Annotated in this window: 16 protein-coding genes and 1 riboswitch; of the genes, 3 read left to right on the top strand and 13 right to left on the bottom strand. The window is 70.9% G+C overall.

Annotated elements, in window-relative coordinates; translation table 11 throughout:
• The first annotated feature begins 70 nt into the window (after positions 1–70).
• The gene (locus tag VHU88_18605; GenBank protein ID HEX3613707.1) at positions 71–949 is read left to right on the top strand and encodes a phytanoyl-CoA dioxygenase family protein; all 879 of its coding nucleotides are present in this window, start codon (positions 71–73) and stop codon (positions 947–949) included.
• Between the two features lie 280 nt (positions 950–1229).
• On the opposite strand, the gene VHU88_18600 is transcribed toward VHU88_18605, so the two are convergent.
• Complete coding sequence (locus VHU88_18600) at positions 1230–1514, bottom strand: hypothetical protein (GenBank protein ID HEX3613706.1); 285 nt, start codon at positions 1512–1514, stop codon at positions 1230–1232.
• A gap of 186 nt (positions 1515–1700) precedes the next feature.
• Between VHU88_18600 and VHU88_18595 the strand changes: the two genes are divergently transcribed.
• Complete coding sequence (locus VHU88_18595) at positions 1701–1907, top strand: hypothetical protein (protein HEX3613705.1); 207 nt, start codon at positions 1701–1703, stop codon at positions 1905–1907.
• Between the two features lie 7 nt (positions 1908–1914).
• Here VHU88_18595 and atzF read toward each other — a convergent pair whose 3' ends face one another.
• The 9 genes from atzF to VHU88_18550 all read right to left on the bottom strand — a co-directional run bounded on the left by atzF (position 1915) and on the right by VHU88_18550 (position 12703).
• Positions 1915–3585: an allophanate hydrolase gene (gene atzF, locus VHU88_18590; GenBank protein HEX3613704.1), complete on the bottom strand. Its 1671-nt coding sequence runs from the start codon at positions 3583–3585 to the stop codon at positions 1915–1917.
• A complete protein-coding gene (locus VHU88_18585; protein ID HEX3613703.1) occupies positions 3582–5627 on the bottom strand; it encodes a 5-oxoprolinase/urea amidolyase family protein in 2046 nt (681 codons plus the stop codon). Before VHU88_18585 ends, atzF begins: the two co-directional genes overlap by 4 nt.
• Positions 5624–6271 carry an urea amidolyase associated protein UAAP2 gene (locus tag VHU88_18580; GenBank protein ID HEX3613702.1) on the bottom strand — a complete coding sequence of 216 codons (648 nt, stop codon included), beginning with the start codon at positions 6269–6271 and terminating at the stop codon, positions 5624–5626. The genes VHU88_18585 and VHU88_18580 overlap by 4 nt, the downstream gene beginning before the upstream one ends.
• Positions 6268–6969 carry an urea amidolyase associated protein UAAP1 gene (locus tag VHU88_18575; protein HEX3613701.1) on the bottom strand — a complete coding sequence of 234 codons (702 nt, stop codon included), beginning with the start codon at positions 6967–6969 and terminating at the stop codon, positions 6268–6270. Before VHU88_18575 ends, VHU88_18580 begins: the two co-directional genes overlap by 4 nt.
• Entirely contained in the window at positions 6966–8537 is a 1572-nt protein-coding gene (locus tag VHU88_18570) for an amino acid permease (GenBank protein ID HEX3613700.1), read from the bottom strand. Before VHU88_18570 ends, VHU88_18575 begins: the two co-directional genes overlap by 4 nt.
• A gap of 54 nt (positions 8538–8591) precedes the next feature.
• A riboswitch (guanidine-I (ykkC/yxkD leader) is annotated at positions 8592–8698 on the bottom strand.
• A 52-nt stretch (positions 8699–8750) separates the two neighbouring features.
• Complete coding sequence (locus tag VHU88_18565; protein HEX3613699.1) at positions 8751–9095, bottom strand: hypothetical protein; 345 nt, start codon at positions 9093–9095, stop codon at positions 8751–8753.
• A 259-nt stretch (positions 9096–9354) separates the two neighbouring features.
• On the bottom strand, positions 9355–10833 hold the full coding sequence (locus VHU88_18560) for a catalase (GenBank protein HEX3613698.1): 1479 nt from the start codon (positions 10831–10833) through the stop codon (positions 9355–9357).
• Positions 10834–10877: 44 nt separating this feature from the next.
• Complete coding sequence (locus VHU88_18555) at positions 10878–12122, bottom strand: FAD-dependent oxidoreductase (GenBank protein HEX3613697.1); 1245 nt, start codon at positions 12120–12122, stop codon at positions 10878–10880.
• A gap of 125 nt (positions 12123–12247) precedes the next feature.
• On the bottom strand, positions 12248–12703 hold the full coding sequence (locus VHU88_18550; protein ID HEX3613696.1) for an SRPBCC family protein: 456 nt from the start codon (positions 12701–12703) through the stop codon (positions 12248–12250).
• 403 nt (positions 12704–13106) lie between these two features.
• Between VHU88_18550 and VHU88_18545 the strand changes: the two genes are divergently transcribed.
• On the top strand, positions 13107–14324 hold the full coding sequence (locus VHU88_18545; protein HEX3613695.1) for an AI-2E family transporter: 1218 nt from the start codon (positions 13107–13109) through the stop codon (positions 14322–14324).
• 21 nt (positions 14325–14345) lie between these two features.
• Here the strand turns inward: VHU88_18545 and VHU88_18540 are convergent, their stop codons facing one another.
• From VHU88_18540 to VHU88_18530, 3 genes are all read right to left on the bottom strand, one after another.
• Positions 14346–14588, bottom strand: coding sequence for a hypothetical protein (locus VHU88_18540; GenBank protein ID HEX3613694.1), 243 nt, complete (start codon positions 14586–14588; stop codon positions 14346–14348).
• Between the two features lie 50 nt (positions 14589–14638).
• Complete coding sequence (locus tag VHU88_18535; GenBank protein HEX3613693.1) at positions 14639–14779, bottom strand: hypothetical protein; 141 nt, start codon at positions 14777–14779, stop codon at positions 14639–14641.
• Positions 14780–14903: 124 nt separating this feature from the next.
• Positions 14904–15323: a hypothetical protein gene (locus VHU88_18530; GenBank protein HEX3613692.1), complete on the bottom strand. Its 420-nt coding sequence runs from the start codon at positions 15321–15323 to the stop codon at positions 14904–14906.
• Between the last annotated feature and the right edge of the window lie 408 nt (positions 15324–15731).

The following is a 15731-nucleotide window of genomic DNA, read 5'->3' as shown; positions in this document are numbered from 1 at the left end:
GCAAGGACCGAGGCAGATTTCCTCCGCCACTCCGAAGGCCGGCTCAGCGTTCCTGGGTGATGGTTGGGGAATGCGCACCGTCGACCGCCCACTGCCCACCTCCGGCCTGGTTCGCGACCTCACCCCCGCCGAGGCCGCCACGTTCTGGCGCGACGGCGCCGTGATCGTGCGCGGCGTCCTCCCGGCCGACTGGGTGGCGGCGCTGCGAGCGGCGACCGACGACCTGATGGCCGACCCGAAGATCCCGGCGGTCGACTACGCCGGCGACGGCGGGCCGCGGTTCTTCTCGTTCACCTACGCCTGGAAGTACCACGAGACGTTCCGCGACTGGGCGCTGCGTGGCCCGCTGATCGACCTCACCCGCCAGGTGCTCCCGGGAGCCCGCTCGCTCAACTTGTTCTTCGACCAGATCTTCGCCCGCGAGGCCGGCTCGTCGAAGAGCACGCCGTTCCACCAGGACGAGCCGTACACCCCGCTGGCCGGGTCGGACCACTGGTTCCGGCACTGGGTCCCGCTGGACGTCGTCACCGGGCGCACCGGCGCGGTGCACTACCTGCGCGGCTCGCACCGTGGCCCGATCTATCGGGCCCGCAGCTTCGACACCTCGAGCGTCATGGCCGACCGGTACGACCGGTCGGCGGACTTCCTCGCGCTGCCGGACTTCGCCGCCGACTACGCCGCCCACGACTGGTTGATCGGCGAGGTCGAGCCGGGCGACGTCATCCTGCACCACCCCGGGACCGTGCACGGGTCGCTCCCGGCCACCGACCCGGCGCCGCGCCGTGCGGTGACCACGATCTACGCCGACGAGACGGTCCGCTGGCATCCGCACCCCGGGAATGCCTTCCACAACGACGCCCTGATGGGCCATCAGCCAATTCCGGACCTGGCTGCCGACTCCCCCATCGACTGCGACCTGTTCCCCCGGGTCTGGTCCGCGCAGGCCTGAGCGCCGGGCACAGAAGGTCCAACGACCGTTCCCCCATGGCGCCGCCCCGGCCCCTCCCGCCCAATGCAGGCGTGCTCCCGTTCGCCTGCGCCGGGCGGGAGAAGGAGGCTCCCGGGGCGACAGACCGCAGAGTCGAATCCGGACGCTGGAGACAGATCCGAGAAAGCGGTCGCCCGAAATGTTGCCGGCTCAACTTGAGATACGGCTGAAGAAACTCGCCTGCCGGCAATTATTAGGTTCGGGTCGATCCCGGTCCTTCTGACGCCACGTCAGATAAGAGTCAGTCCTGCCCGAACCGCTGTTCGTCCAGAGCCCGACGCACCGCGGAGCGTTGGGCCGGCAGCAAGCGCTGGCCGAGCGAGCGGAAGCGGGTCTCCAACTCGTCGAGGTCCCAGCGGACGCCGGTGATGGTCGGGAACGGCGCCTCGTCATCCCGCGCGGCACCGGCGACGAGCATGGTCTCGTTGATCCACGGGTCGTCGAGGAACATGCTCCCGAGCAGGGCGTTGCGGCGGCAGGCGATCATGTCGCCCGGGTTCCGGGTGATGCGATAGGGCTCGGACAAGGTTGGCTCCCCCACTGGTCGTGCTGGACACAACCAGTGTCGAAGCCGGACGAGCCCGGTGGAATCGATCGGAGAGCCGGCCGCGCATGGCCCGAACGGACGAGGCGGCGCCGCCGATCGGGTCGAACCGTCGGGGCGATCCGGAACTGCTCGACAGGCAGCGCCCGATCGGTCACTCTGAGCACGATGCGTGGATTGATCGAGCTCTCGCTCATGGTGGCCGTGCTGGCCGGCGCCGTGGCGTACGTCTGCGCCTACGACCGCGCCCGGTTGTCCATGCCACAGCGGCAGGCGCGCAAAGCCGCGCTGGCAGCCACGCCCGGTCCGATCATCTTCTACCTGGCGTTGGGCGCGGTCGTCTCATTCGCCGTGCCCTACTTCGTCGAGCACTGATCCCGGGTCAGGTGCGCGCTCGCCACCGCAGGTAGGCCCGCCATCCGCCGTGCCGGGTGATGTCGACAGCGTCGGCATCCAGTCGCTGCGCGACGAACCCGGGCACCGTCGTCGCGTCGTCCAACGTCACCGGACCCAGCGCGAGCGGCGCGGCCACCTCGGCCAGCAGCGCGCCGACCGCCCCGACCGGCAGGTCCCAGACCTCGACCTCGATCCCGCCCGCCGGGCCGGCGGGGTCCGCGACCAGGCCGGGACGCGGGAACGGGCCGGGCACCTCGAACAAGCGGTACCCACCGGCGGTGCGCGCCCTGGTGTGCAGGCGCCCACCGAGCCGCACCAGGTCCGCGTTGCGGGGTTGGCCGGTCAGATGAGCCCCGGCCACGGCGAGCAGCGCCCGCGTGGCCGGCGCCGCCGCAGGTTGCTCGCCGACCCACCGCGCGGCCAGGTCGAGCAGCGGCCGGTCGGCGAAGGCCGGCGCCAGCAGTTGCACGCCGAACGGCAACCCGTCAACGCGTTCGCCGGCCGGGACGGCGACCGCGCACAGATCCAGCAGGTTGACCATGTTCGTGTACGTCCCGAGGCGCGCGTTGACCCCGATCGGGTCGGTGGCCACCTGCGCCAGCGTCGGATGGCACGGGGTGACCGGCAGCAGCAGGGCATCGATACCCAGATACAGCTCCGCTGCCACCGCCCGCAGTGCCGCCAGGCGGTCGAACGTCGCGAACACCTCGGCGGCGGAGGCCGCGGCGCCGCCCAGGACGATCTGACGGACCGTCGGATCCAAGTGCGGACCGGCGTCCCGCAGCTCGTGCCCGAAGGCGGCGTAGCGCTCGGCGACGAAGGCCGGGTGGTAGAGCAGTTCGGCGGCGGCCAGGAATGCCGAGACGTCGACCGGAACCAGATGCGCCAGCGTCGAGGCCTGCGCCAACGCGCCGTGCCACGCCTCCCGGTGCGCAGACTCCAGGTCGAGCTGACCGGCCGGGACCCCGATCACCCGCATCCGGTCGGCGATGCCCACCGGCGGCATCGGCGGGACCGCCCGGGACCGCGGGTCGCGCGGATCCGGACCGACGAGCACCTCGAAGGCCGTCCGGGCCGCGCTCACGGTCCGGGTGAACCAGCTGACACAGTCCAGCGACGGGCACGCCGGAAGAACCCCGGTGGTCGGCACCAGGCCCCGGGTCGGCTTGGTCCCGACGATCCCGTTGAACGCCGCCGGCACCCGTCCGCTGCCGGCGGTGTCGGTGCCCAGCGCCAAGGGGACTACGCCGGCGGCCACGGCCAACGCGCTGCCCGAACTGCTGCCACCGGCCACGTGCGCGCTGGACCGGATGCTCGAGCACGGCCCGTACGGCGACCGGGTCCCCACCAGCCCGGTCGCGAACTGGTCCAGGTTCGTCTTGCCGATCGGCACCGCACCCGCGGCGACGAGCCGGGCCACCGCGACCGCGTCGGACTCTGCCGGGGTGGTGCGTTTCGGGCAGCCCGCCGTGGTGGGCAGCCCGGCCACGTCGATGTTGTCCTTCACTGCGAAGGGGATCCCCCGCAGCGGACCGTCCGGGACCGGACGGTCCAGGCGGTCCGCGTCGACCATGGACAGGAACACCGGCCCGTCCAGGCACACGGCGGCACGGTGTGCATCGCGTGGCTCGCGGTGGGGCGCGAACGCGGTGTTCACCTGGCCCACCGTTCCCGTTCGGCGTCGAAGGCGGCCCGGCGGCGGGCCCGCAGCCCGGCGATCTGGGGCGCATGCGCCTGTTCCAGTGCGTCGACCTCGGAGAGCGCGAACGTCGCCGCGCGGATCTCCAGGTCCAGCCGGCCGGACTCGACGCCCGCACGCAGGTCGAGCAACTCGTCGGCCGACACCGGCCGGAACCGCAGCCGGTCGAACTGCCGCAGCAGCCACGGAGGATCGGAGGAGCCGGGCAGGTGCCGCCAGACCGGCACGGTGCGGCCGACCAACTGGTACCCGCCGGGGCCCTCCATTCCGTACACGCACAGGTAGATCCCGCCGATGCCGACAGCATTCTGCGGGGTCCAGGTGCGGGCCGGGTCGTACTTGGTGGTGACCAGGCGGTGCCGTGGGTCCATCGGCACCGCAACCGGCGCACCGAGATACACGTCGCCGAGCCCGACCACCAGGTAGGTGGCCGAGAGCACGACGTCGAAGACGTCCTGACGGTCCGTCAGATCGTTGATACGCCGAATGAACTCGACGTTGTCCGGACACCAGGGGGCGTCCGGGCGGACGCCCCGGGCGTACCGGTCCATGGCCTCGTGGACCGCCGGGTCGTCGAGGCAGATCGGCAGCGTCACCTCGCGGACGGCCAGTTCGCGTGTGCGCGGGTCGGGAACGTCCGCGGCCAGTTCGGCCAGGTGCTCGGCGACCGCGCGGACCGCAGCGGGACCGCCGTGGACCCGGACGAGCATCGAGCGGACGCCCTCGGTGAGCTCGACGATCTCGCTGCGGCCCGTGCCGCGTACCGCCTGTGCCAACAGATGCACCCAGACCCGCACACCCAGGTCGAGCTCCGGGCGGCCGGCCTCGAGCAGCAGGTGATGGTCGCCGGCTCGGCGGATCACCAACCGCGGTGCGTGTCCGGCAGCGGGCCGGTCCAGCAGCACGACCTCATCGGCCCGGGCCGGGATCGGCACCGGTGTCGCGATCGGGCGGTCGGCCACCGCCGCCTCGATCGCGACGGCCGCCGCGGTCCGGGGGTCGGCCAGCAGCGCGGCGCGGGCGATGTTGGCGGCGCTCGCCGCCGCCTCGTCGACCGGCACCAACCGGACCCGGTCGGCCGGGCGCAGTTGGGCGAGCATCCAGCGGTCGGCGGCGATCACCACGGCCGGCACCACGAAGCCGCCGAGGCTGGGCCCGTCCGGGCCGACGATCACCGGGGTGTCCCCGGCGAGCATGATCCCCCCGATCGGATAGGCGCTGTCGTGGATGTTCGACGGGTGCAGGCCGGCCTCCCCGCCGTCGCGGCGCGCCCAGCCCGGGACCGGTCCGACCAGTCGGATCCCGGTGCGGTCGGCCCGGTGGTCGACCGTCCACGTCGCGGCGAACAACTCGGCGACGCCTGCCTCGGTCAGGTGCTCCGGGGCGCCGTGCGGGCCGGGAAGCACGCGCAGCGTCCACTCGGCGGTGAACCGCGGCAGCACCGGGGCCACGTCCAGCGGGGCGCCCACGTTCTCCGTGCGCCCGACCGGCAACTCGTCGCCGACGGCCAGCGCCCGTCCGGCGTGACCGCCGAACTTCCCGAGCAGGAAGGTGGACCGGCTGCCGAGAACGTCGTCGACGACCAGTCCGCCGGCCACCGCAAGGTAGGACCGCATTCCCATCGGCCCGCACGGGCCCAGGTCGAGGACGGCGCCGGATCGGGCCACCTCGACGACTCCCGGCCGGATCCGCCGCCCGTCCAGGCTAGCCGCGGGCGCCGCACCGGCCACGCAGAACAGGGTGCGTTCGGTGAAGCGGAGCACCGGCCCGGTCAGGACCGCCTCCAGTCCGGCCGCCCGGGCGCAGTTGCCGACGGCGACGTTCGCCAACGCGAACGACAGGTCGTCCCAGGCGCCGGACGGCGGAACGCCGACGTCCCACATGCCGGGCCGACCACCGAGGTCCTGAACGGTGGTCTGGACACCCGATGACAGCACCGCAAGCGTGGCGGGTCGCACGGTCGCCGAGCGTTCGGCGACCGCGAGGGTCGGGCGGGTCATGCCTGCCACCACCCCAGCAACCGGATCGGCGTGGGATTCCAGCCGTTGCACGGGTTGTTGAGCTGCGGGCAGTTGCTGATCAGGACGAGCACGTCGCGTTCGGCGCGCACCTGCACGTACTTGCCCGGTCCCGAGAGCCCGTCCGCGAACGTCAGTGCCCCCGCGGGGGTGAGCGGGACGTTCATGAAGAAGTTGACGTTGTGGCCGAGTTCCCGGGCCCCGATCCCGAACGGTGCCCCGTAGCGCAGGAACGTCTCGCGGCAGGCGTGCTGGTGGCGGGTGTGACTGCCGTACCGGATCACGTTCGACTCCTGCGAGCAGGCGCCCCCGACGGTGTCGTGCCGGCCGCCGGTGTCGGCGCTGATCGTCACCAGGAGGTCGCCGCGGTGCGAGAGCAACTGCGATCCGGTGGTGAGGTAGACCGCGCCCTGCTCGCGGATCGTGTCGGTCGCGCTGTAGCGGTTGCCCAGGTCGAGGGCGTCGTAGAAGAGCGTGTCCGCGGCCTGGTTGCCGCACAGGTCGACGATCCGGAACTCACCGCCGGCCGGGATCACACCGGCGAACCCGTCGCCGGCCTGCACGACGCGATCGAGCGCGGCGTCCGCGTCGCGCAGTTCCACCGCGGTTTCGACGACGGCGGTCATGCGAACACCGCGCGGGCCGCCTCGATCGCGCGTGCGCTCTCCGCCCGGAAAAGCATCGAGGGATCGTCCGGGGCGACCGGGTCGGCCGGTCGGATCTGCGCCGACACCGGGCCCGGCGCGCAGTCCGGGTCCATCGGGTGCGGGGCGGTGGACAGCACGACCAGCAGGTCCTGCTCGGCCCGCAGACTCACCCAGTCGTCGGCCGCGGCGTGCCCGGCGACGAAGTGCAGGCTGCCCCGGTCGTCGTCGGCCACCGCGACCTTGCTGAAGAAGTTCACGCAGGCATGCAGGTCCGCCTCGCCGCGCCCGTGCTTGCGCAACTCCGACAGCAGCCCGGCGCGAGCCGACCGGCGCCACTCGTTGCGGTGCTCGGCGTAGTCCGAGCGCCCGAACCGCTCGAGGTGCCGGTCGAGACTGTGTCCGCACAGTGCGTCGTGCCAGTCCAGCGAGGAGCCGGTCACGCAGGCCAGGGCCGCGCCCCGGTCGGACATGAGCACCATCGGTGCGCGCACGCACGCCGACATCTGGGCCTTCAACGTGTCGGGCACGTTCAACCGGTCCACGTCGCCGGCGGCGAACAGCAGGACGGAGCAGTTCACCGCGTTCTGACGAGCCGTCAGAACGAGTTCCCGACCGGAACGCAGCAGTACCGACCAGGCGGCACCGCCCGGAACCTCGTGGGCGACCAAGGTGCTCACGCTCCACCGCCGTACCACACGGCGCCGTTGACGATGACGACCTCGTCGGTGCCGCGGGCCCTCGCCTCGGCCCGCCGCTTCTGCTCCCGCTGCTCCAGGTAAGCCACCGATCCCACGGCCGCGGTCCCGGCGAGGAACAGCACGGGGAACCAGTGCAGGTACCACAGGGTGCCGAAGACCGTCGCCCGCGGCCAGCCCAGGTTCACGGCCATGCCCAGGCCCCAGGCCACCGCGCATCCGTTGACCAGCGGACCCCACTTGCCCAACGAGAACAGCGGTCCGTCGTCTGCAGAGGCTTCGCCGATGCTCGGCCAACCGCGCAGTCGGCGGATGAACAGCGGCACGGTGACCATCAGATAGGCCACGTACAGCAGCATGATGCAGATGCTGGCCAGGGCCAGGAACAGTTGTGCGTTGCCGACGTTCACCACGAGCAGCAGCGCGGCCAGGACGCCCACCAGCACGGCCGGACGGATCGGCGTTCCGGTTCGCGGGTTCACCCTGGCCAGTCCGCCGGAGAACGGCAGCATCCGGTCGCGGGCCATCGAGAAGATCATTCGGGTCGTCGCGGTCTGGATCGCCAGCGTGCAGACCGAGATCGCGATCGCGACGTCGACCAGGAAGATCCGGCCGAGCACGCCGCCGAGGCGGTCCATCAGCACATAAGGCAGGCCCTTGGTCGGGTCGCCCAGGCTCCCGTCGCTCAGGCTGGGCGCGGCCATCAGCGTGGCCAGCAGCATGAACGCGCCGCCGAGGCCGCTGACCGCGACCGCCCGCAGGATCGTGCGCGGCGCGGTGCGCCGCGGGCTCTTCGTCTCCTCGGACAGTTCAGCCGCACTGTCGAATCCGACGAGGACGTAGGCCGCCATCAGCGCCGACACGACAAACGCCGAGAAGTACGCGGTTCCCTGCGGCATCCCGGCGCCGCGGTGGATCACGACGGACGGGCCACGCTCGGCGCGGGCGAACAACGCAATGCACAGCAGGACCACGCCGACCAGTTCGCAGGTGACGCCGATGCTGTTGATCCGCGACATCACGTTGACCCCGAGGGCGTTGACAACGGTGGTCAGCACCAGCAGCAGGCTGCCGAGCAGTACCGCGTTGTGGGTCGGGTTGGGCAGGATCTCGAATCCCGTCCACAGGGCGGGCAGCACGATCTGCAGCGCGATCGCGGCTGCGGCCAGGGTGACCACCTGCGCGACCAGCATCAGCCAACCGGCGGCCCAGCCCCAGATCCGCCCGCCCAACCGGGTCGCCCATTGGTAGATGCACCCGGAGATCGGGTACCGGGCCGCCAGTTCGGCGAAGCACAGCGCGACCAGCATCTGGCCGACGAAGACGATCGGCCACGTCCAGAAGAACGTCGGGCCGCCGAAGCCGAACCCGAACGAGAAGAGCTGGAAGACCGTGGTCAGGATCGAGACGAACGAGAAACCGGCGGCGAAGGAGCCGTAGCTGCCGATGGTCCGGTGCAGCTGTTGCACGTAACCGAACTGTGCGAGGTCGTTCGTGTCCGACCCGGCGCCGCTGTCCACGACGTCCGGTGCGGGAGTGATGATCGACATGGAGTGGGCCCCCGATGTGAATGGCCCGAAACCAGCACAGCCCGGGCCGACGTGGCCTCCCGGGCTTTTCTCCCGCCGTGGAGCGGGACGACGTCCCGCCTGCATCTCTCGGACCAGACCCGCCGGTCGAAGCCGGCGACGGAACCCTAGACGCGCCCCGCCTTGCGGCGGGTCATGACGAAGTCAACGACCAAGCTGTTGCATCCGGAGCACTTATTTGTGAACCTCCGGTTTCGCGTCCCGCACCTCCTGGGTGCGCACGCGTGCGCACCCAGGCTCGGCGGTACCCAACCCGACGCGTCGCACGGCCCGGGCGATCGGGCTGCCGGACCGAACTATCAGGTCCAGATCGACCGAGGCGGCCACGGCGCGCAGCATCTCCAGGGCGCCGCGGTGCAGCCCGTCCAGCGCAGTCAGGTCCAAGCGGCACCGACCGTGCCGGGCGGCCCGGCCGACGGCAGCGGTCAACTCAGCCTCGCAGGCTCGCGAGACATGGCCGCGCAGCACGACGATCTGCGGATCGCGCGCGTCCGCGACGATCGCGACGTCGCCGAACATCGGGCCCCCGCTTCGTGCCGATCAGTACCGGCGCCAGGAATCTCGCCAGGATGGCAGCCGCCGGGGCACCCGCCGGGGCACCATCTCTTCCGGCTCCTCGGTCGGCCACCGACGACGGACGGCGCGCGGGCGACGGGCGAGAACTCGTACTCGCGCCATGGCACGACCCTTTCTCCGATGACGAGGATGACCGCGTCGGGTTCCTACCCAGCGGACGCGGTGGCCCAACCACCGATCGGGAAAATTCCCCCGACCGGGGCTATCCCTTGCGTTCCGCGGCGCCGGCGCGAACCCCGGCCTCGACCCGGTCGCCCAGGTGCTTGTCCACGTGGCGCCAGTAGTCGAAGGCGCGCTGGAGCACAGACTCACTGACGCCGTCGAGCAGGTGCCCGACGATGTTGCCGACCAGTCGGTCCCGGGCGGCGTCGTCGAGTACGTCCCGGACCATCGTGCCCGCCTGTCCCCAGTCGTCATCGTCCGACCGCAGGGTGTACGCGGTGCGGACCATCTCCCCGTCGGAGGACCACACCGCGAGTTCCGGGTAGGTCTCGCCGTCGGCCCGCGGTCCGCCGTACGAGTTCGGTGCGTAGACCGGGTCGCGCACCGGGTCCATGCGCATTGCCCCGTCCTTCGAGTACGAGTGCACCGGGCACTTGGGCCGGTTGACCGGGATCTGCTGGTAGTTCACTCCCAGTCGGGCCCGGTGCGCGTCGGCGTAGGCAAATCCGCGGGCCAGCAGCATGCGGTCCGGGCTCAGCCCGGTGCCCGGCACCAGGTTGTTGGGCTGGAACGCGGCCTGCTCGATCTCGGCGTGATAGTCCGTCACATTCCGGTCCAACGTGAGCCGACCCACCTGGTGCAACGGATAGTCGCCGTGCGGCCAGACCTTGGTCAGGTCGAAGGGGTTGAAGCGGTAGGAGGTCGCATCCTCGAACGGCATGATCTGCACGTAGAGGGTCCAGGACGGGAACTGCTTCGCCTCCAGGTGCTCCCACAGGTCTCGCTGGTGGTAGTCACCGTCGGTCCCGGCCATCTCGTCCGCCTCGTCCTGGGTCATGAACTCGACGCCCTGGTCGGTGTGGAAGTGGTACTTCACCCAGAACCGTTGCCCGGCGGCGTTGATCCACATGTAGGTATGACTCGAGTAGCCGTTCATGTGCCGCCAGCTACGCGGGATCCCGCGGTCACCCATCAGCCAGGTGACCTGGTGCGCCGACTCGGGCGACAGGGTCCAGAAGTCCCACTGCATGTCGTGGTCGCGCAAGTTGTTGCCGGCCCGCCGCTTCTGCGACCGGATGAAGTGCTGAAACTTCATCGGGTCCCGGATGAAGAACACCGGGGTGTTGTTCCCGACCAGGTCGAGGTTTCCCTCTCCGGTGTAGAGCTTGATCGCGAAACCGCGCGGGTCCCGCCAGGTGTCGGGGCTGCCCCGCTCCCCGGCAACGGTGGAGAACCGGGCGAGCGCCTCGGTCCGGGTACCCGGCGCGAAGACCTGGGCCTTGGTGAACCCCGACACGTCGTCGGTCACCTCGAAGAACCCGTGGGCGCCGCCGCCCTTGGCGTGCGGTTGGCGCTCGGGAATCCGCTCGCGGTTGAACTGCGCCATCTGCTCGATCAGGTAGTGGTCCTGCAGCAGGATCGGCCCGTTCGGGCCGACGGTGAGCGAGTGTTCGTCGCTGGCGACGGGCACTCCCGCGTCGGTCGTGGTGGCCGGGCGGTGATCGCTTCGAGTCGTCATCATGTTCCTTCCGGGGTTAGGATCTCGGAGCAACTGACGGGCCGTCAGGAACGGCCGGGTTCAAGCAGGTCGGTCAGCGGGACGCCAGGGTCGGCCAATCGGTCGCGGTCGAGCGGACGTCGTTCGGCGATCAGCGCGCGGATGGTGTCGTTGACGTCCCAGACGTTGACGTTCATCCCGGCGACAAGTCGACCTGCGGGGTCCTGCCAGAACGCGATGAACTCTCGCCCGGCCAGGTCTCCGCGCACCACGACGCGGTGCTTGCGGTCGGGCATCAGGTACCCGCCGTACTCCATGCCGAGGTCGTACTGATCGGTGAAGAAGTAGGGCACCGCGTCGTGCACCGCCCGCCGGCCGAGGATCGCCGCCGCGGCGGTCTCCGGTTGGTGGTGCGCGTTGTCCCAGTGCTCGACACGCAGCGGGCAGCCGTACAGCGGATGGTCCGCGCGGGCGACGTCGCCGACGGCGTACACGTCGGGTGCGCTGGTGCGCAGGCCCGCGTCGGTGCGGATGCCGTCCTCGACGGTGATCCCAGCCCGTTGCGCCAGTTCGGTGTTCGCAGTCGCGCCCACCCCCAGCACGATCAGGTCGCCCGACAGGCGAGTGCCATCGGCCAGCCGGACACCGGTCGCGAATCGGTCCCCGGTGATCGCTGACACCTCGACACCGACCCGCAAATCGACCCCCTGCTTGCGGTGCAGATCGGCGAACACCGGCGCCATCCACTCGCCGAGCACACGCATCAACGGCAGCGGCGCGGTCTCCAGCACGGTCACCGGAAGCCCGACGGCCCGCGCGGCCGCGGTCACCTCCAGCCCGATCCAGCCGCCGCCGATCACGACGACGCGATTCGCCTCGGCCATCCGGTCGCGCAGGCGGTCGCTGTCGGCAAGGGTGCGCAGGCACAGCACGCCGGGCAGGTCCGCCCCTGGCAGGTCCGGGCGCTGGGGGGTGGCCCCGGTGGCCAGGACCAGTTGGTCGTAGCCGATCGCCTCGCGCGGTCCCAACTTCACCTGACGGCTGCCGAGATCAATCTCACTCACGGCGCTGCCGACGAGCAGTCGCACGTCACGCTGGTCGTACCAGCGCAGGTCGTGCAGGAACACCTCGGCCAGTCCGCTCTTGCCCTGCAGGTAACCCTTGGACAGCGGTGGGCGGTCGTAGGGCAGTTCCGCCTCGGCGCCGATCAACGTGATCGGCTCGGCGTAAGCACCATCCCGCAGTGCTGCGACGGTCGCCGCGCCGGCGGCGCCGCCACCCACGATCACACAACCAGCCGCTGGTGCCATCTCGGCCTCCTTTCCGTGCCGCGGCACCCCGACCGCCGAAACACCCGCTGAACAGCCGCTACCCGCCTGCAGGACGCAGCCACACGCCACGTCCGGCCCGAATCGGACATGAGGTCGGTGGATCCTCAGCTCTTGCGCGGTACGTCGCCCCGCCAACCGCCGGACTCCTGACCGCGCTGCTCGATGAACTCCTTGAAGCGCTTGAGATCGTGCTTGACCTGTCGGTCGTCGGTACCGATCAACGCACCTACGTGCTCGGCGACACCTTCCGGCTTCCAGTCCAGCTGCGCGGTGACCCGCGCGCTCGAGTCGGACAACCTGTGGAAGGTGATCACGCCGGCGTGCGATCCATCGGCGCTGCGCCACGCCACCCGCTCGTCCGGGTGCTGTTCGGTTATCTCGGTCTCGTAATCACGTTTGACACCGTCCACCGAGATCTCCCAGCGCAGATGGGTGTCGTCCAACTGGGTGATCGACTCGACCCCTCCCATGAACCGCGGGAACTCCTCGAACTGCGTCCACTGGTTGTAGGCCACGTGCACCGGAACCTCGACATCGACCGACTGGGTGACCGAAGTCATCCGATTCTCCTTTTCCTGGGGGCAAATTTCCTCACCCCGGGGGCTACCCCAGCCCGGCGGACGAACCAGCACCGCAGCGATCGGTGCCCGCGTCGAGCGGCCGACCTCGGGTAGTCCGGGCACATGACGACGCCTCCCGCACCTCCCGTCGACCCGAGGCCGCCGCGACCCGGTCCCGGGCCCGACCCGGCGCCGCCGCGCCCGACGCCGCCGATGCCCGGACCGGGGCCGGACGGCCCGGGCCCGGCGCCGCTCCCCCCGCAGCCCGACCTGCCCTGATCCCGTCCACGCTGTCCGCTGACGGCCCCTCAGAAGGTCGCTGCGCCGACGACGCTGACGGTTCGGACAGCCTTCCTGGCGGGTAGCCACGCCACCAAGATCCGCCAAGACGGAGAGGCTGTCGATGTTGTTGCGGACCGCTGTGACCACGCGGCACCGGGCGAGCGGCGACCACCCCTACCGCTGGGGCTTGCTGGTCGCGCTCGGCGGCCTCACCGGCTGGATCGTGTTCCTGGCGATCGGCGAAGCCCGCCAGGAACTGCTGCTGATCGCGATCGCGCTGGTGCTGGCTCTCGGCCTGGACCCGGTCGTGATGCGGCTGACCCGACGGGGCATGTCCCGCGGGTGGGCGGTCGCCACGGTCGCATTGACGGGTTTGGCCCTCGTCGTCAGCTTCCTGGCCTGGATGGTGCCGACGCTGGTCGACCAGGCCGAGGCCTTCACCCGACAGTTCCCCGCCTACCAACGCCAGTTGCAGGACCACAGCAACGTGCTGGGCCGCCTGAACGCCAAGTACCACGTGCTGGACTCGATCCGGTCCAAGGTGAGCCAGGGCGGCAGCGGATCGATCGTCGGCGGGGTGTTCGGCGCGGGAAAGATCGCGGTGAGCGCGGCCGCCGCCGCGGTGCTGCTGATCGTGCTGACGTTGTACTTCCTGGCCGGGCTGCCCCAGCTCAAGCAGTTGTGCCGACGGCTGGCGCCGGCACCGCACCGCGACCGGGCCTCGGAGTTGACCGACGAGGTGTGCAAGCGGGTCGGCGGTTACGTCCTCGGCAACGCCTTGACGTCGTTGATCGCCGGCGCCGGCACGTTGGTCTGGGCCCTGGCCTTCGGCCTGCCCGACGCGGTGCTGCTCGCCGTGATCGTGGCGGTGCTGGACCTGGTCCCGGTAGTGGGTTCCACCGTGGGCGGCACCTTCGCCGCGCTGCTCGGGTTGACCGTCAGCGTGCCGGTGGGGATCGCCACGGCCGGCTTCTACATCGCCTACCGGGTTCTTGAGGACTACCTGATCGTGCCCCGGGTCATGGGCCGGACCGTCCAGGTCGACGGCCTGCTCACCGTGGTGGCGCTGATGATCGGCGGCGCCGTCCTCGGGATCGTCGGGGCATTGCTCGCGATCCCGGTCGCGGCCACCGTGAAGTTGCTGCTCGACGAGGTCCTGTTCCCCGAGCTGGACCGGGCCGGCAGCCCCGGCGAAGACGTGGCTGTGGTCCCCGTCGGGTTGGTGCCCGCCGAGCCCGTCGCGGTCGGGCACCGCAAGCAGTCTCTGACACGTCGGCTGGCCGGTCCGGCTGGGCTGTTCGGGATCGGCGTGCTGACCGGACGCCGGCGGAAGAACTGAGCTTCTCCCAGCCGGGCCGGGTCAGTGTCCGCCGAGCGCGTTTCCGGCCTTGACCCCGCCGTCCTTGACGGCGTTGCCGGCGTCCTGGGCGCCGCTCTTCACGGCATCGCCGGCGTCCGAGGCGCCTTGCGAGGCCTTGTCGCCGATGTTGTGCGCGGTCTGCGCCGCGCTGCCGCAGCCGGCGAGCAGCAGGGCGGACGCAGCGGCGGTTGCCGCTACCCGCGCTGCGGCGGTCCGGCGGCGGGTCGATTCGGTGTTCCTCATCGTCGGTCGGTCTCCTGTGGGCACGGGTCGGGTGGGTTACTGACCCGACGTCAGCTTCGAGTCAGCCCCCTGGACACGACGTGGGCCACCGCCAGCACCAAGCCCACGATCAGGCCGAGCCAGAGGATGTGGGCCACGAAGCCCAGACCGCCGAACAGGATCAGCACCAGCAACGCGACGACTAACAGCACGATGGACCTCCGATAAGTTGGGAGGCCGAGCCTCAATCCGGCCTCCCTGCGTCGGCGGCATAACTTCCCGGTTCACCTGCCGACGAAACAAGCAGGCCGGGCAGCGACTCCGGACTCCGGCCGGTCAGACGCGGGCGGCGTAGACCCGGTCGCGGTTGCGCAAGAGGGTCGCCACCAATTCCTCGGGTTCGGCGACGGTCACGGTCAGCCCCGGGTGCTTCAGCAGGCCGGTCGGCTCGAACCCCGGCACCGGGGTGCGGAAGCCGATGCAGACACCGTGCAGCCCGTTGGTCGCGAAGGTGAGCCCGCGGTCGGCCAGCGACAACCGGGCCGGCCCGGCCACCCGAACGAACTCATAGGGACCGGTGACCCGCGCCCACTCCACGTTGGTGGTCGGAGTGCGCAGCGACCACGGCCCGAACCGGACTCGCAGTTCGTCGTCGACATCGACCCAGGCCGTGGCGGGCAGGATGCCCCAGACGGCACTCGCCACCAGATGCATCGGGCTGAAGTCGAACTCGAACCTGCGCGTCTGCGCGCTCATCCCTCTCCTCCCAGGTCGGGCCGCAATCGTCCCACCGTACGAAGTCGGGGACGATCGCGCTCGACGGGTCAAGCCTGAGGGGACCGAAGTCCCGCGTCAACGACGAGGGGCCCTGGACCGGAACGGTCCTAGGGCCCCTGGACGCAACCGGAACCGAGGTTCCGGCGCGCTGCTCGCGAGGCCGATTCCCCAACCGGTCGCCCGCATGTCGATCGTCCGCGACCGACCGCCCCACCCCGGGACGATCCGGTCCCACACCGTGATCCCGCACCGCAGCACCCAGTGAACCCGGCGACGCCAGGGCCGCCCAGGGTCCAAAGTCCCGACGCGCCGACGACCGCGAGCACCGGTCCGGAGGATCCCGGGATCGACCGATCGGCCGGCCCGCGCGGGACCTTGGCCTCTATC

This window comes from Sporichthyaceae bacterium (genome assembly GCA_036269075.1).
Classification (GTDB): domain Bacteria; phylum Actinomycetota; class Actinomycetes; order Sporichthyales; family Sporichthyaceae; genus DASQPJ01.
Note: the sequence above shows the minus strand (reverse complement) of the source record. Positions and strands in the feature narration are given on the sequence as shown.